The 14,117-nt window shown below is 64.5% G+C and carries 15 protein-coding genes and 3 tRNA genes; 9 read left to right on the forward strand and 9 right to left on the reverse strand.

Annotation, left to right across the window (positions count from 1 at the left end; all coding sequences use genetic code 11):
- Window positions 1–2: 2 nt before the first annotated feature.
- The 3 genes from KSS90_RS21905 to yacG are packed head-to-tail and all read left to right on the forward strand — an operon-like array spanning window position 3 to window position 1,689.
- Entirely contained in the window at window positions 3–869 is an 867-nt protein-coding gene (locus tag KSS90_RS21905; RefSeq protein WP_217867247.1) for a prepilin peptidase, read from the forward strand.
- Entirely contained in the window at window positions 869–1,492 is a 624-nt protein-coding gene (coaE, locus tag KSS90_RS21910; protein ID WP_038706809.1) for a dephospho-CoA kinase, read from the forward strand. Before KSS90_RS21905 ends, coaE begins: the two co-directional genes overlap by 1 nt.
- A complete protein-coding gene (gene yacG / locus KSS90_RS21915; RefSeq protein WP_217867248.1) occupies window positions 1,489–1,689 on the forward strand; it encodes a DNA gyrase inhibitor YacG in 201 nt (66 codons plus the stop codon). The genes coaE and yacG overlap by 4 nt, the downstream gene beginning before the upstream one ends.
- Window positions 1,690–1,858: 169 nt before the next feature.
- On the opposite strand, the gene KSS90_RS21920 is transcribed toward yacG, so the two are convergent.
- Window positions 1,859–2,566, reverse strand: a complete 708-nt coding sequence (locus tag KSS90_RS21920; protein WP_217867249.1) for an energy-coupling factor ABC transporter permease — start codon at window positions 2,564–2,566, stop codon at window positions 1,859–1,861.
- A gap of 86 nt (window positions 2,567–2,652) precedes the next feature.
- On the opposite strand from KSS90_RS21920, the gene KSS90_RS21925 reads away from it, so the two are divergent.
- The 4 genes from KSS90_RS21925 (at window position 2,653) to KSS90_RS21940 (ending at window position 5,455) form a co-directional block, all read left to right on the forward strand.
- The gene (locus KSS90_RS21925; RefSeq protein ID WP_217867250.1) at window positions 2,653–3,084 is read left to right on the forward strand and encodes a hypothetical protein; all 432 of its coding nucleotides are present in this window, start codon (window positions 2,653–2,655) and stop codon (window positions 3,082–3,084) included.
- 55 nt (window positions 3,085–3,139) lie between these two features.
- Entirely contained in the window at window positions 3,140–3,769 is a 630-nt protein-coding gene (locus KSS90_RS21930; protein WP_038706811.1) for a DUF1780 domain-containing protein, read from the forward strand.
- A 132-nt stretch (window positions 3,770–3,901) separates the two neighbouring features.
- Entirely contained in the window at window positions 3,902–4,075 is a 174-nt protein-coding gene (locus KSS90_RS21935; protein ID WP_023631877.1) for a DUF3094 family protein, read from the forward strand.
- Between the two features lie 84 nt (window positions 4,076–4,159).
- On the forward strand, window positions 4,160–5,455 hold the full coding sequence (locus tag KSS90_RS21940) for an NAD(P)/FAD-dependent oxidoreductase (protein WP_046854169.1): 1,296 nt from the start codon (window positions 4,160–4,162) through the stop codon (window positions 5,453–5,455).
- A 115-nt stretch (window positions 5,456–5,570) separates the two neighbouring features.
- Here the strand turns inward: KSS90_RS21940 and KSS90_RS21945 are convergent, their stop codons facing one another.
- From KSS90_RS21945 to rluD, 7 genes are all read right to left on the reverse strand, one after another.
- Entirely contained in the window at window positions 5,571–6,107 is a 537-nt protein-coding gene (locus tag KSS90_RS21945) for a dihydrofolate reductase family protein (RefSeq protein WP_217867251.1), read from the reverse strand.
- A gap of 103 nt (window positions 6,108–6,210) precedes the next feature.
- Window positions 6,211–6,286, reverse strand: a tRNA-Lys gene (locus KSS90_RS21950).
- 6 nt (window positions 6,287–6,292) lie between these two features.
- Window positions 6,293–6,369, reverse strand: a tRNA-Pro gene (locus KSS90_RS21955).
- A 4-nt stretch (window positions 6,370–6,373) separates the two neighbouring features.
- Window positions 6,374–6,449, reverse strand: a tRNA-Asn gene (locus KSS90_RS21960).
- A 388-nt stretch (window positions 6,450–6,837) separates the two neighbouring features.
- Complete coding sequence (gene clpB, locus KSS90_RS21965) at window positions 6,838–9,402, reverse strand: ATP-dependent chaperone ClpB (RefSeq protein ID WP_023631670.1); 2,565 nt, start codon at window positions 9,400–9,402, stop codon at window positions 6,838–6,840.
- Window positions 9,403–9,669: 267 nt separating this feature from the next.
- The gene (gene pgeF / locus KSS90_RS21970; RefSeq protein WP_217867252.1) at window positions 9,670–10,410 is read right to left on the reverse strand and encodes a peptidoglycan editing factor PgeF; all 741 of its coding nucleotides are present in this window, start codon (window positions 10,408–10,410) and stop codon (window positions 9,670–9,672) included.
- Complete coding sequence (rluD, locus tag KSS90_RS21975) at window positions 10,407–11,369, reverse strand: 23S rRNA pseudouridine(1911/1915/1917) synthase RluD (protein WP_110604838.1); 963 nt, start codon at window positions 11,367–11,369, stop codon at window positions 10,407–10,409. The genes pgeF and rluD overlap by 4 nt, the downstream gene beginning before the upstream one ends.
- Before the next feature lie 149 nt (window positions 11,370–11,518).
- Between rluD and KSS90_RS21980 the strand changes: the two genes are divergently transcribed.
- Together KSS90_RS21980 and KSS90_RS21985 are read left to right on the forward strand one after the other, a co-directional pair.
- Complete coding sequence (locus tag KSS90_RS21980) at window positions 11,519–12,538, forward strand: outer membrane protein assembly factor BamD (RefSeq protein ID WP_217867253.1); 1,020 nt, start codon at window positions 11,519–11,521, stop codon at window positions 12,536–12,538.
- A gap of 94 nt (window positions 12,539–12,632) precedes the next feature.
- Window positions 12,633–12,863, forward strand: a complete 231-nt coding sequence (locus KSS90_RS21985; protein ID WP_023632576.1) for a PP0621 family protein — start codon at window positions 12,633–12,635, stop codon at window positions 12,861–12,863.
- 118 nt (window positions 12,864–12,981) lie between these two features.
- Here KSS90_RS21985 and thiO read toward each other — a convergent pair whose 3' ends face one another.
- The gene (gene thiO / locus KSS90_RS21990; RefSeq protein WP_217867254.1) at window positions 12,982–14,079 is read right to left on the reverse strand and encodes a glycine oxidase ThiO; all 1,098 of its coding nucleotides are present in this window, start codon (window positions 14,077–14,079) and stop codon (window positions 12,982–12,984) included.
- Window positions 14,080–14,117 lie beyond the last annotated feature (38 nt).

The following is a 14,117-nucleotide window of genomic DNA, read 5'->3' on the forward strand; positions in this document are numbered from 1 at the left end:
ACATGAATGCCTGGACCGTAATCGTCGATCATCCGCCGTTCTTCTATACCTTGGCCGCGGTGCTGGGGTTGCTGGTGGGCAGTTTTCTCAATGTGCTGGCGTACCGCCTGCCGATCATGCTCGAGCGCCAATGGCAGCGGGAGGCGCAGGAGGTGCTGGGGCTGCCGCAGGCCGAGCATGAGCGCTTCGACCTGTGCCTGCCGGCTTCGCGCTGCCCGCACTGCCAGCGCCAGATCCGTGCGTGGGAAAACATTCCAGTGCTGAGTTACCTGGCCCTGCGCGGGCGGTGCGCGGGATGCAAGGCGCGGCTCAGCCTGCGTTATCCCCTGGTGGAGCTGGGCAGCGCCCTGCTCTCGCTGTTGGTGGCCTGGCATTTCGGGCCGGGTGTCGAGGCGCTGGGGGTAATGCTGCTGACCTGGGGGCTGATCGCCTTGAGCCTGATCGATGCCGATCACCAGTTGCTGCCGGATGTGCTGGTGCTGCCGCTGTTGTGGCTGGGGTTGATCGTCAACGCCTTCGGGCTGCTCGTGCCGCTGAGCGATGCGCTGTGGGGCGCGGTCGCGGGTTACCTGAGTTTGTGGTCGGTGTACTGGGTCTTCAAGCTGATCACCGGCAAGGAGGGCATGGGCTTCGGCGACTTCAAGCTGCTGGCCATGCTCGGTGCCTGGGGCGGTTGGCAGATCCTGCCGCTGACCTTGATGCTGGCGTCCTTGGTGGGGGCGCTGATCGGGCTGACGCTGGTGCGTTTCAAGCGCACGCAAATGGGCGCGGCATTGCCTTTCGGGCCTTATCTGGCCATTGCGGGGTGGATCGCATTGCTCTGGGGTGATGAAATAGTCGCCTCATACCTGCAACTGCTTGGAACCTGATGAGCACAGCGCCCTTCACACCCTGGATTCTTGGCCTCACTGGCGGCATCGGTAGCGGCAAGAGCGCCGCCGCCGAGCGTTTCGTCGAACTGGGCGTACACCTGGTCGATGCCGACCAGGCCGCGCGCTGGGTCGTCGAGCCGGGGCGCCCTGCCCTGGCCAGCATCGTCGAGCGCTTTGGCGCCGGCGTGCTGCAGGCGGACGGCCAGCTCGACCGTGGCGCCCTGCGCCAGCTGATCTTCGCCGACCCGAGCCAACGGCAATGGCTGGAACAACTGCTGCACCCGCTGATCGGCCAGGAGATCTTCAGCTACCTGGCCAAGGCCGAGACGCCCTATGCGGTGTACGTTTCGCCGCTGTTGATCGAGTCGGGGCAGCACCAGAAGACCCAGCGCATCCTGGTGATCGACGCGCCGACCGAGTTGCAGGTGCAACGCACCTTGGCCCGCGACAACACCAGCGCGGAACAGGTGCAGGCGATTCTCAAGGCCCAACTGGCCCGGGAAGAGCGCCTGCGCCATGCCGATGACGTGGTGGTCAATGATCGTGACCTGCAATCGCTGCACGACGAGATCGACCGCCTGCACCACTTTTACCTGACTTTACGAGGAGGCCAGCCATGAGCCAGCCGATGACCGTTGATTGCCCGACCTGCGGGGCGCCCGTGGAATGGGGCGAGCAGAGCCCGTTCCGGCCATTCTGCTCGGACCGCTGCAAGTTGATCGACCTGGGTGCCTGGGCGGCCGAGGAGCACAAGATCGCCGGGGCGCAGGAGTCCGAGGACGAGTTGTATTCGGGGGATCTGGAGCCACGGCACTAAACGGATCGCGCAGCCTTGACAACAGCTGCTGCTTGAATCCTGGGGCCGCGTTGCGGCCCATCGCTGGCAAGCCAGCTCCCGCAGGGACGGCGCTTGGCTTTAGGTTTACGCGGTCGGTGTGGGAGCCGGCTTGCCGGCGAGAGGCCGGGACAGGCCACTGGATAACGCTTTAGCGCTCTTCATCCTTCCACGGCGCCTGCAGATAGCGGCTGCGGTTGAAGGTCTCCAGCCACTCCGGGCAGAACACCACCAACGCACTGATCACCGTGCCGTTGATAAATGCCTCGGGGAACATCATCAGCCATAGGTAGCCAACGAAGTCGCTTAGCCATTCCGGCATGGCGAAACGCTCGTCCATCCACAGCAACCCCAACCCTGCCATCAGGCACAGCAACACCGTCAACGCCGCCGGGAAGAACCCGCAACAGAAGATATAAACGAACAGGTTGCGCGGCTGGGCGCGCTCGACCAGGATCGCGCACACCTCGGTGACCAGCACCGGCAGGCCGACGATCAGCAGGCCGTTGACGCCGATGGCGGCGAGGTCCTGCCGGCCCATCAGCAACAGGCCGAGCTGGGCGAGAAAGCCCCCGAGCACGGCCAATGGCCAGTCCAGCAGCAAGGTGACGGCGGTCATGCCGATGAAGTGGTACGACACCCCGGTATCGAAGTCGCGGCGCACCAGCCAGAGTATGAACAGGCAGAACACGGTGCCGAACAGCAGGTGCTGGCGGCGGGTGTCGGTGAACAGCTCGACCCAGCGGGTGCGGCTGGCGGCCCAGATCAGCAGGGGCACGTAACCTATCCAGCCAAGGGTAAGGCTGGTGCTGGACAAGACTTGTGCGCTGATCACCTGAACAATATCCCTGTCGGCCATGTGGACAAGCCTGAGTCTACACCCATTCTCCCTTGCCACCGGTTGCTATAGGCTGGCACCTCCTCTCGATGCAGGACGCATCCGCCATGCCTGAAGGACTTAACCTACCGCTGCTGCTCGGCGCGGCGTTCAGCGCCATCGCCGGCGTGCTTCACCTGGCGGTGATCGCCATTGGCCCGCGTTGGTACCGCTTGTTCGGCGCCGGCGAGCGCATGGCCAGGGCGGCGGAGCAAGGCCGCACCTACCCGGCCCTGGTCACTGCGGCGATCGCGGCGGTACTGCTCGTCTGGTCGGCCTATGCCTTGTCGGCGGCCGGGCTGATGCGTCCGTTGCCCTTGCTGTTGCCGGTGATCTGCCTGATCACCCTGGTGTACCTGGCGCGGGGCCTGCTGGGGCCTCTGGTGCTGGCCGGCACCGGGCGCAGCCGGCGGTTTATCGCGGTCAGTTCGGCCATTTGCCTGGGCGGTGGGCTGTTGCATCTGCTGGGGGTGGTGCAGCAATGGCTGGTGCTGGGCTGATTCCTGCGCACAAACAGCATCTTACCGTCATCAATTAGCGACTAAGCTTGTCCCCATGGATGACTCAGACTACCTCCGCCTGCTTACCATCCAGGCCGAGCAAGCCAATGCGTTCCTGTCCAATGCCCGCAAATGGGAGCGCGAGCGTTGGGTCTGCCAGCGCCTGCTGCAAGGGCTGAACATCCCCTACCGCAGCGAGGACTTCACCCCGGCCGGGCAAGAGCCGCCGGACGTGCTGTTCCGCGACGCTGCGTTCGAGGTGTTCTTCGTGCTCGACGAGGGCCGCCGGCTCAACGACGAATGGCGCGAGGAGCTGCAACGGCGGCGCAGCGCCTTCTCCCTGGCCCAGCTGGTGCGCCGCGAGCAGCGGCCCCGGCGCATCAGTGCCCAGGAACTGCTGGCGCGCCTGGCGCCGACCCTGCGCAAGAAGTCGCACAACTACCGCGAGCGCGGGCTGGACCTCAGCGAGCTGGACATCATCGCCTTCGCCAGCCTCAAGCGCGAGGTGCTCGACCTCAACAGCCACTTCCCGCCACCCACCGAGTACCTGCGCCAGGGCTGGCGGTCATTGTCGCTGGTGGGGCCGACCTTCGCCCGGGTGCTGTTCGCCCACCCGGACGCGCCGGATTTCCTGCGCGGCAACCTGGGGCGCAGCATCGTGTTCGACGTAGGCATCAGTCTTTGATCCAGTGCCGGGTGTCTTTGCGATCACGTACACTCGGCGCCAGGGATAGAAAGCATTATCATTCGACCCATGCGTTTGCGTGAACGCTGTGGCGTACACGCAGTCACGAACGTCTATCTGACGAGGCCCACCATGACCAGCCGCCTGAATCCTGAAGATCAGCGTCGCGTCGATGAGTATCTGAGCGCCCCCCAGCATCAAGTCGAGCGCCGGCCCTTCCGGCCGTGGCTGCTCCTGTTGCTGGTGGTGGCCGTGACCATCGGTCTGGGCCTGTTGAGCCGCCTACTGAGTGGACTGGTGCTATGAGCTGCCTTGCGCTCGCCCGCCCCTCATGCCGGATGCGGCCGGACCTTGTGTCCACGAATTCCGTAAAACTTGTGAGATATCCCCATGACTCATCGCATCGTGATTGTCGGCGGCGGCGCCGGCGGCCTGGAACTGGCGACCCGCCTGGGTAAAAGCCTGGGCAAGCGCAAACAGGCCGAGATCACCCTGGTTGATGCCAACCTGACGCACATCTGGAAGCCACTGCTGCACGAAGTGGCGGCCGGCTCACTGAACTCCTCGGAAGACGAACTGAACTACGTGGCCCAGGCCAAGTGGAACCACTTCAACTTCCAGATGGGGCGCATGAGCGGCCTGGACCGCGAAAGCAAATTGATCCAGCTGGCCGCGACCCTCGACGACGAGGGCCGTGAGCTGCTGCCTGCGCGCACCATCGGCTACGACACCCTGGTGATCGCCGTGGGCAGCAACACCAACGACTTCGGCACCCTGGGCGCGGCGCAGCACTGCCTGTTCCTCGACAGCCGCAAGCAGGCCGAGCGCTTCCACCAGCAACTGCTCAACCACTATCTGCGCGCCCATGCCGGTGATGTGGCCAGCGAGCAGATCAGCGTGGCCATCGTCGGCGCCGGCGCCACTGGCGTGGAGCTTGCCGCCGAGCTGCACAACGCGGCCCACGAGCTGGCGGCCTATGGCCTGGACAAGATCCAGCCGAAAGACATGCACATCACCATCATCGAAGCCGGCCCACGGGTGTTGCCGGCGCTGCCGGAGCGCATCAGCGTGCCGGTGCACAAGACCCTGGAAAAACTCGGGGTGACGGTGATGACCAACGCCGCGGTCAGCGAAGTGACCGCCGATGGCCTGAAGACCGCCTCGGGCGAAGTGATCCAGGCCAGCTTGAAGGTCTGGGCGGCGGGCATTCGCGCGCCGGGCTTCCTCAAGGACATCGACGGCCTGGAAACCAACCGCATCAACCAGCTGGTGGTGCGCCCGACCCTGCAGACCACCCTGGACGACAACATCTTCGCCTTCGGCGACTGCGCCGCCTGCCCGCAGCCGGGCACCGACCGCAATGTGCCGCCACGGGCCCAGGCCGCGCACCAGCAGGCCTCGCTGCTGGCCAAGAGCCTCAAGCTGCGCCTGGAGAACAAGGCGCTGCCGACCTACGAGTACAAGGACTATGGTTCGCTGGTATCGCTGTCGCGCTTCTCGGCGGTGGGCAACCTGATGGGTAACCTGATGGGCAGCGTCAAGCTGGAAGGTTGGCTGGCGCGGATGTTCTATGTGTCGCTGTATCGCATGCACCAGATGGCGCTGTACGGGACGTTCCGCACCTTGATGCTGATGCTGGGCAGCAAGATTGGCCGTGGCACCGAGCCGCGCCTGAAGCTGCACTGAGGCTTCAAGATCCTGGGGCTGCTGTGCAGCCCTTTCGCCGGCAAGCCGGCTCCCACAATCAATTCAGCGCACGATCCTGTGGGAGCCGGCTTGCCGGCGATGGCCTCGACGCGATTTATCTGACCACGCGATACGTGCTCTGTACGAACCCGCTCTCGTAACTGGTCGTTCTCATGTGCTGCAACAGCACATCCTTCGCCAACTCGCCGAACAACGGTATCCCCTGCCCCAGCAGCACGGGGATGCGGGTGATGGTCAGTTCATCCACCAGCCCCTCGCGCAAGAACCCCTGAATCAGCTTGCCGCCATCCAGGTACAGGCTCTTTGCGCCCGTGGCCTGCAGGTGCTCGAGCAACGCCGGGATCGGCCCCGGGTGCAGCTCGACGCGCTCCGATGCGCCCCTGGGCAGCGCCTCGAGGGTACTGCTGACCACTACCACTCGCGTATCCGGATAGGGCCACTCGCCAAAGGTCATGACCTTGTCGAAGGTGCCGCGCCCCATCACCAACGTATCGACACCCGCCATGAACCCGGCATAGCCATGGTCGTCAGCGGACTGGGTGGCGCCCATCAACCAATCGAGGCCGCCATCTTCACGGGCGATGTAGCCATCCAGGCTGGTGGCGATGAAAACACTGGCTTTGAGTGGCATGCGCGGGCGCTCCTGCGGGCAAAGGCCACAGGGTAGCAAAGGGCGGGGATATAAATCGCGGACAAAAGAAAAAGGGCATCTCAGTCGAGATGCCCTTTTTACATGGTGGGTCGTGTAGGATTCGAACCTACGACCAATTGGTTAAAAGCCAACTGCTCTACCAACTGAGCTAACGACCCGGAAAATGGTCGGGGTGAGGGGATTCGAACTCCTGACATCCTGCTCCCAAAGCAGGCGCGCTACCGGACTGCGCTACACCCCGAGATTGGCTCCGCGACCTGGACTCGAACCAGGGACCCAATGATTAACAGTCATTTGCTCTACCGACTGAGCTATCGCGGAACTGAACTTCGGTACATCTTTACTGCTTCGAAGTCTGTGTTAGCTTCGATCTCTTTGGCTATCCGCTTTCGCGTTGTCGCTGCTGAGGCCGGCTATTCTACATTCTTCGTTTTGCTTGTCAACCACTTTTTTTCGTTCAACTTACTGATTTGTAAGTTATTTTCAGATCGTCGGTGTTGCTGGCGATCTGCTCAGTGCCTGACAGCGGGGCGAATATTAGGGGCACTCTGATTTTTGTGCAAGCACTTTTTTCAAAATTTTCAGCAAGTTAGCTGGGAAGCCGAAAAATCAGGGGTTTGCGTCGCATGGACTGTCCTTATCACGGGGCAAGGCCGGACAGCGTGCATAAAAAAGCCCCGCTTACGCGGGGCTCTTCGTTTACTGCAGGTCAGCCAAAGACGATCTCGTCGCCCTCCACCTTCGCGGTGATCGCCGCACCCGGCAGGAACTCGCCCGCCAGGATCAGTTGCGCCAGCGGGTTCTCGATCCAGCGCTGGATCGCACGCTTCAATGGCCGTGCGCCGTACACCGGGTCGTAACCGACGGCGATCAGCTTGTCCAACGCCTCCGGGCTCAGGCTCAGCGACAGCTCGCGCTCGGCCAGGCGACCACGCAGGCGGCCAAGCTGGATCTCGGTGATACCGGCGATCTGCTCGCGGCCCAGCGGTTCGAACACCACCACTTCGTCGATGCGGTTGATGAACTCCGGACGGAAATGCGCGCCCACCGCGTCCATCACCGCCGCACGCTGTGCCTCGCGGTCACCGGCCAGTTCCTGGATCTGCGCCGAGCCCAGGTTGGAGGTCATCACGATCACGGTGTTGCGGAAGTCCACGGTGCGGCCGTGGCTGTCGGTCAGGCGACCATCTTCAAGCACCTGCAGCAGCACGTTGAACACATCCGGGTGGGCTTTCTCCACCTCGTCGAGCAGCACCACCGAGTACGGCTTGCGGCGCACGGCCTCGGTCAGGTAACCGCCCTCTTCATAGCCCACATACCCTGGCGGGGCACCGATCAGACGCGCCACGGAGTGTTTCTCCATGAACTCGGACATGTCGATGCGCACCATGGCCTCTTCGGTATCGAAGAGGAACTCGGCCAGCGCCTTGCACAGCTCGGTCTTGCCCACCCCGGTGGGCCCAAGGAACAGGAACGAACCACTCGGGCGGTTCGGGTCGGACAGCCCGGCGCGGGAACGGCGTACGGCGTTGGCCACGGCGGTCACCGCCTCGTCCTGGCCGATCACCCGTTCGTGCAGCAGGCTTTCCATCTTCAGCAGCTTCTCACGCTCGCCTTCGAGCATCTTCGCCACCGGGATGCCGGTCCATTTGGACACCACTTCGGCAATCTCTTCCTCGGTGACCTTGTTGCGCAGCAGCTGGTTGTCGGTCTTGCCGTGCTGGTCGACCATCTGCAGGCTGCGCTCCAGGTCCGGGATCACCCCGTACTGCAGCTCGGCCATGCGGCTGAGGTCGCCCTTGCGGCGCGCGGCTTCCAGCTCCTGGCGGGCCTGCTCGATCTTCTGCTGGATCTGCGCCGAACCTTGCACCTCGGCCTTTTCCGAAGCCCAGATCTCTTCGAGGTCGGAGTACTCGCGCTCCAGGCGCTCGATTTCCTCGGTCAGTTTCTCCAGGCGTTTCTTCGCCGCTTCGTCTTCTTCCTTCTTCAGCGCCTGGGATTCCACCTTCAGCTGGATCAGGCGACGGTCGAGGCGGTCGAGCACCTCAGGCTTGGAGTCGATCTCCATGCGGATGCGGCTCGCGGCTTCGTCGATCAGGTCGATGGCCTTGTCCGGCAGCTGGCGATCGGTGATGTAGCGGTGACTGAGCTTGGCCGCGGCAATGATCGCGCCGTCGGTGATGGCCACCTTGTGATGCACTTCATAGCGCTCTTTCAGGCCGCGCAGGATGGCGATGGTGTCTTCCTCGCTCGGCTCCTCGACCAGCACCTTCTGGAAGCGGCGCTCCAATGCGGCGTCCTTCTCGATGAACTGGCGGTACTCGTTGAGCGTGGTGGCGCCGACGCAGTGCAGCTCGCCACGGGCCAGGGCCGGCTTGAGCATGTTGCCCGCGTCCATGGCGCCCTCGCCTTTACCGGCGCCGACCATGGTGTGCAGCTCGTCGATGAACAGGATGATCTGGCCTTCCTGCTTGCTCAGTTCGTTGAGCAGGCCTTTGAGGCGCTCTTCGAACTCGCCACGGTACTTGGCGCCAGCGATCAGCGCGCCCATATCCAGCGCCAGCAGGCGCTTGCCCTTGAGGCCGTCGGGCACTTCGCCGTTGATGATGCGCTGGGCCAGGCCTTCGGCGATGGCGGTCTTGCCGACGCCGGGCTCGCCGATCAGCACCGGGTTGTTCTTGGTGCGGCGTTGCAGCACCTGGATGGTGCGGCGGATCTCGTCGTCGCGGCCGATCACCGGGTCGAGCTTGCCTTCCTCGGCGCGCTTGGTGAGGTCGACGGTGTACTTGTCCAGGGCCTGGCGCGACTCCTCGGCGTTGGCGTCGTTCACCGCCGCGCCGCCGCGCAGGTTGTTGATGGCGTTTTCCAGGGCCTTCTTGCTCACGCCCTGGCCGAGCAGCAGCTTGCCGACCTTGCTGTTCTCGTCCATGGCGGCGAGCAGCACCAGCTCGCTGGAGATGAACTGGTCGCCCTTCTGCTGGGCCAGGCGGTCGGCCTGGTTGAGCAGGCGCGCCAGGTCCTGGGACATGTTCACGTCGCCGGTGGGGTTCTGGATTTTCGGCAGCTGGTCGAGCTCTTTGGTCAGCGCCTTGCGCAGGCTGTTGACGTCGAAGCCGACCTGCATCAGCAGCGGCTTGATCGAGCCGCCCTGCTGGTCGATCAGCGCCTGCAGCAGGTGCAGGGGCTCGATGGCCGGGTGGTCCATGCCCACAGCCAGGGATTGGGAATCGGATAACGCGAGTTGCAGCTTGCTGGTCAGTCGGTCTATTCGCATGGGGGATACCTTCCTTTAAAGGGCAGGCGGAGCGATGGACAGCACCTGTAATGAAGAACCTGCCTGAGATGACCAATAGATAAGGGTAATTCTGGAAGATTCAAGCGTAGCGGGGTTGACGGAGGTCAGCAGGGTGGTGGTGGGATTGATATTGCCGGGGCTGCTGCGCAGCCCAATCGCCGGCAAGCCGGCTCCCACAGGGGCAGTACAGACTTTGGCATGTGGGAGCTGGCTTGCCAGCGATTGGGCCGCGAAGCGGCCCCAGGCTTAGCGAGGGCTGAGCCACACCAGTGAAGCAAACCGCCCACCCTGAGGAGTGCGGCGGTAGGAGAAGAACCGCGGGTCGCTGACCGTGCAGAAGCCACCACCATAAACGGCAGTAACCCCACGCGCGCCCAGGCGGATCCGCGCCAACTGGTAGATATCGGCCATCAGCTTGCCCGGCCGCTCGCCGTCGACGAACGCCGCGGCTGCCTCGGGATGCACGGCGGTAAAGGCATCGCGCACTTCCATGCCCACCTCGAACGCCTGCGGCCCGATGGCCGGGCCCAGCCATACCAGCACCTCTTCGGGTGGCAGGGCCAGGCGATCGAGGGTGGCTTCCAGCACGCCACCGGCCAGCCCGCGCCAGCCGGCATGGGCAGCGGCCACGCGGGTACCGGCACGGTCGCAGAACAGGGCCGGCAGGCAATCGGCGGTCATCACGGTGCAGGCGATGCCCGGCTGGTCGGTCCAGCTGGCATCGGCCTCGGCGACCACGGCGGGATCGGCGTCGGCCACCACCAACCCATGCACCTGCTTGAGCCAGGCGGGCTGGATGGCGAATTCATCGCTGAGGCGACGACGGTTCTCGGCAACCGCAGCGGGATCATCGCCCACATGGTCGCCAAGATTGAAGGATTCATAGGGCGGCAGGCTGACGCCGCCCTCGCGGGTGGTGACACAGGCGCGTACCGAGGCCGGGGCCGGCCAGTCGGGAACGATCAGCGCCTGCGTCAGGCCACTCATCCGATAAAGCTCTCGCGGTCGTCGTTGAGCAGCGACAGCAGCCAGAGGAAGTCGTCCGGCAGCGGCGAAGCCCATTCCATGCGCTCACCGGTGGTCGGGTGATCCAGGGCCAGGAAGCGGGCGTGCAGGGCCTGGCGCGGGAAGTTCTTCACCGCCTCGACCATGGCCACGCTGGCGGCCGGCGGAATGCGGAAACGCACGCCGTAGGTCTGGTCGCCGACCAGCGGATAACCGACATGCGCCATATGCACGCGGATCTGGTGGGTGCGGCCGGTTTCCAGCTTGACCCGCACATGGGTGTGCGAGCGGAAGCGCTTGAGCACGCGGTAGTGGCTGACCGCCGGCTTGCCGCCGTCGGTGACCGCCATGCGCTGGCGCTCGCCGCCGTGGCGGCCGATCGGGGCGTCGATCTTGCCGCCGGCGATCACCACGCCGACCACGATGCACTCGTAGATGCGGCTGACCGAGCGCTTCTGCAGTTGGTCGACCAGGTTGGTCTGCGCCTGCAGGGTCTTGGCCACCACCATCAGGCCCGTGGTGTCCTTGTCTAGACGATGCACGATACCGGCGCGCGGTACGTTGACGATGTCCGGCACATGGTGCAGCAGGGCATTGAGCAGGGTGCCGTCGGGGTGGCCCGCCGCCGGGTGGACCACCAGCCCGGCCGGCTTGTTGATCACCAGGATCTGGTCATCTTCATAGACGATGTCCAGCTCGATGTCCTGAGCCACCCATTCGCCCTGGGCCTCCTGCTCGGCCTCGAGGGCCAGGATGGAGCCGGTGTGGACGGTGTCGCGCGGCCGCAGCACCGCGCCATCGACGGTCAGGCGGCCATCTTTGATCCACGAGGACAGGCGCGAACGCGAGTACTCGGCGAACAATTGGGCGGCGACCTGGTCGAGGCGTTGGCCGCCCAGTTCGGACGGGACCTCTGCGCTAAGTTGAATGATCTCGGACATGCTCGAATCGACGGGCGTTCAGCCTTTGGTTTCGGCTGCGCGCTTGTGGTTAAATACGGCTTCTTTTGCCCCGGGGTTTGGCCGGGGGCGCTCATCATAACAGGACGGCACCGCCCAAGACAGCGGCCGTCAAAGGGACGCAAGCCGCCATGCAAGTGAAACACCTGCTGCTGATCGCCATCCTCGGGCTCACCGCTGCCTGTTCCTCGAACAAGGAAGTCATTGACGAGAACCTCAGCGAGGCCGAGCTGTACCAGCAGGCGCAGGCCGACCTGGACAACTCCAGCTATACCAGCGCCGTGAACAAGCTCAAGGCCCTGGAGTCGCGCTACCCGTTCGGCCGCTATGCCGACCAGGCCCAGCTCGAGCTGATCTACGCCAACTACAAGAACTCCGAGCCCGAGGCCGCCAAGTCGGCTGCCGAGCGCTTCATCCGCCTGCACCCGCAGCACCCGAACGTCGACTACGCCTACTACCTCAAGGGCCTGACCTCGTTCGACCAGGACCGCGGCCTGCTGGCGCGCTTCCTGCCGCTGGACATGACCAAGCGTGACCCGGGCGCCGCCCGCGACTCGTACAACGAGTTCGCCCAGCTGACCAGCCGCTTCCCCAACAGCCGCTACGCCCCGGACGCCAAGCAGCGCATGATCTACCTGCGCAACCTGCTGGCCTCCTACGAAATCCACGTGGCCAACTACTACCTGAGCCGCGAGGCCTATGTGGCCGCCGCCAACCGTGGCCGCTACGTGGTGGAGAACTTCCAGGAAACCCCGTCGGTGGGTGACGGCCTGGCGGTGATGGTCGAGTCGTACCAGCGCATGCACCTGGACGAGCTGGCCGCCACCAGCCTCGAGACCCTCAAGCTCAACTACCCGGACCACCCGAGCCTGGTCGATGGCCAGTTCGTCACCAAGGTCGACGAAAACGGCAACCGCTCGTGGCTGTCCAAGGCCACCCTGGGCCTGATCGAGACCAAGGCCCCGCTGCCGCCGGGCGAGACCCGCGCCAACCAGGACGTGGTCAAGCAGTTCCAGGACGCCCGCTCGGAAATGCCCGAGGAGCTGCTGCCCAAGGACGAAAACGGCGACCCGATTCTGCCGGAAGGTCCGAAGGAAGCCGAGAAGGACCGCAGCTGGTTCAGCTACATGACCTTCGGTCTGTTCGACTGATACACCGCATGCGCAGAAAGGGAGGCCCAAGGCCTCCCTTTTTTATTGGCCGCGTCCTAGACTGTCGCCTTCTTCATTCGACAAGCTGGACACCATGGTTCGCCTACTCTTCTGGATCGCCCTGATCGCCGCCGCGTTCTGGCTGTGGCGCAAGTTCAAGACCAGTCAGCAATCGCCTGCTGAGCCGCGCCTGCAGGACCCGCTGCAGATGGTGCGCTGCGCCCATTGCGGCGTGCATCTGCCCAATGACCGAGCGTTGCAGCTGGGCAAGGAGTGGTACTGCAGCCAGCAACATCTGGAGCAAGGGCCGGGGCAACAGCGCTGAGCGAGGGCCGCCCTGCGGCCTTTCGCCGGCAAGCAGGCTCCCACAAGGTTCGAAGCCAGCACAGTCATTGTGGGAGCCGGCTTGCCGGCGAAAGGCCCGTATAACGGACCCGACGAACTTAAGCCAAACGCCCTTGCAGCGCATATGGCGCCGGATCGATGATCGGCGCACGCCCCAGCAGCAGGTCGCTGAACAGCTGGCAAGACGCCGGCGCCAGCACCAGCCCGTTGCGGTAATGGCCGCAGTTCAGCCATAACCCCTCATGCCCCGGCACCGCGCCAATGTAGGGGATGCCTTCCGGCGACCCAGGGCGCAGGCCAGCCCAGTGGCCCACCACCTCGGCATCCGCCAGCGCCGGCAGCAGTTCCACCGCCGAAGCCTTCAGGCTCTCAAGCGCATCACCGGTCGGGGTCTTGTCGTAGCCGGCATGCTCCAGGGTGCTACCAACCAGGATATGCCCGTCGCGGCGCGGGATCGCATAACGGCCCTTGGCCAGGACCATGCTCGGCAGGAAGTCCTCGGCGCACTTGAACAGGATCATCTGCCCTTTCACCGGCTCCACCGGCAGGCTCAGGCCCAGGGTCTGCAGCAGGTCGCCGCTCCAGGCTCCGGCACTGAGCACCACCTCGTCGGCAGTCAGCACGCCCTGCTCGGTGCGCACGCCGGCGATACGCCCGTCTTCATGGACGAAACCGCTGATCTGGCAATGCTCGCGCAGGGTCACGTTGGGCAGCTCCAGCAGTGCGGCCTTGAGCGACTTCACCAGGCGTGGGTTACGTACGTTGGCCACGCCCGCCATGTAGATGGCATGGCGGTAGCCTGGCCCGAGCATCGGCACCGCGTCGTAGGCAGCCGAGATATCCACGGCGCTGAGCGGGCGTTGCTCGCGGGCGGCCCAGGCCAGGGCCTCGGCTTCGTCGTCCAGGTCCAGCCAGTACAGCCCGGTGGTGTGGACCTCAGGGTCGATGCCGGTGCTGGCGAACAGGCGCTCGCCCAGCTGTGGATAGAAATCCTGCGACCAATGCGCCAGCGCCGTTACTGCAGGGCTATAGCGCCAGGGATACAACGGCGAGACGATGCCGCCACCGGCCCAGGACGACTCACGCCCTACTTCGCCCTGGTCGCACACCACCACCCGGTCGACGTCCGTCGCCAGGTTCAACGCCGTCAGCAGGCCGATGACGCCACCGCCGACAATCACTACTTGCTTGCTCATCGTTCGATCCAACACCTGAAGTAATTCCACGGTGCGCG

The sequence above is a fragment of the Pseudomonas maumuensis genome, assembly GCF_019139675.1.
GTDB classification, from domain to species: Bacteria; Pseudomonadota; Gammaproteobacteria; order Pseudomonadales; family Pseudomonadaceae; genus Aquipseudomonas; species Aquipseudomonas maumuensis.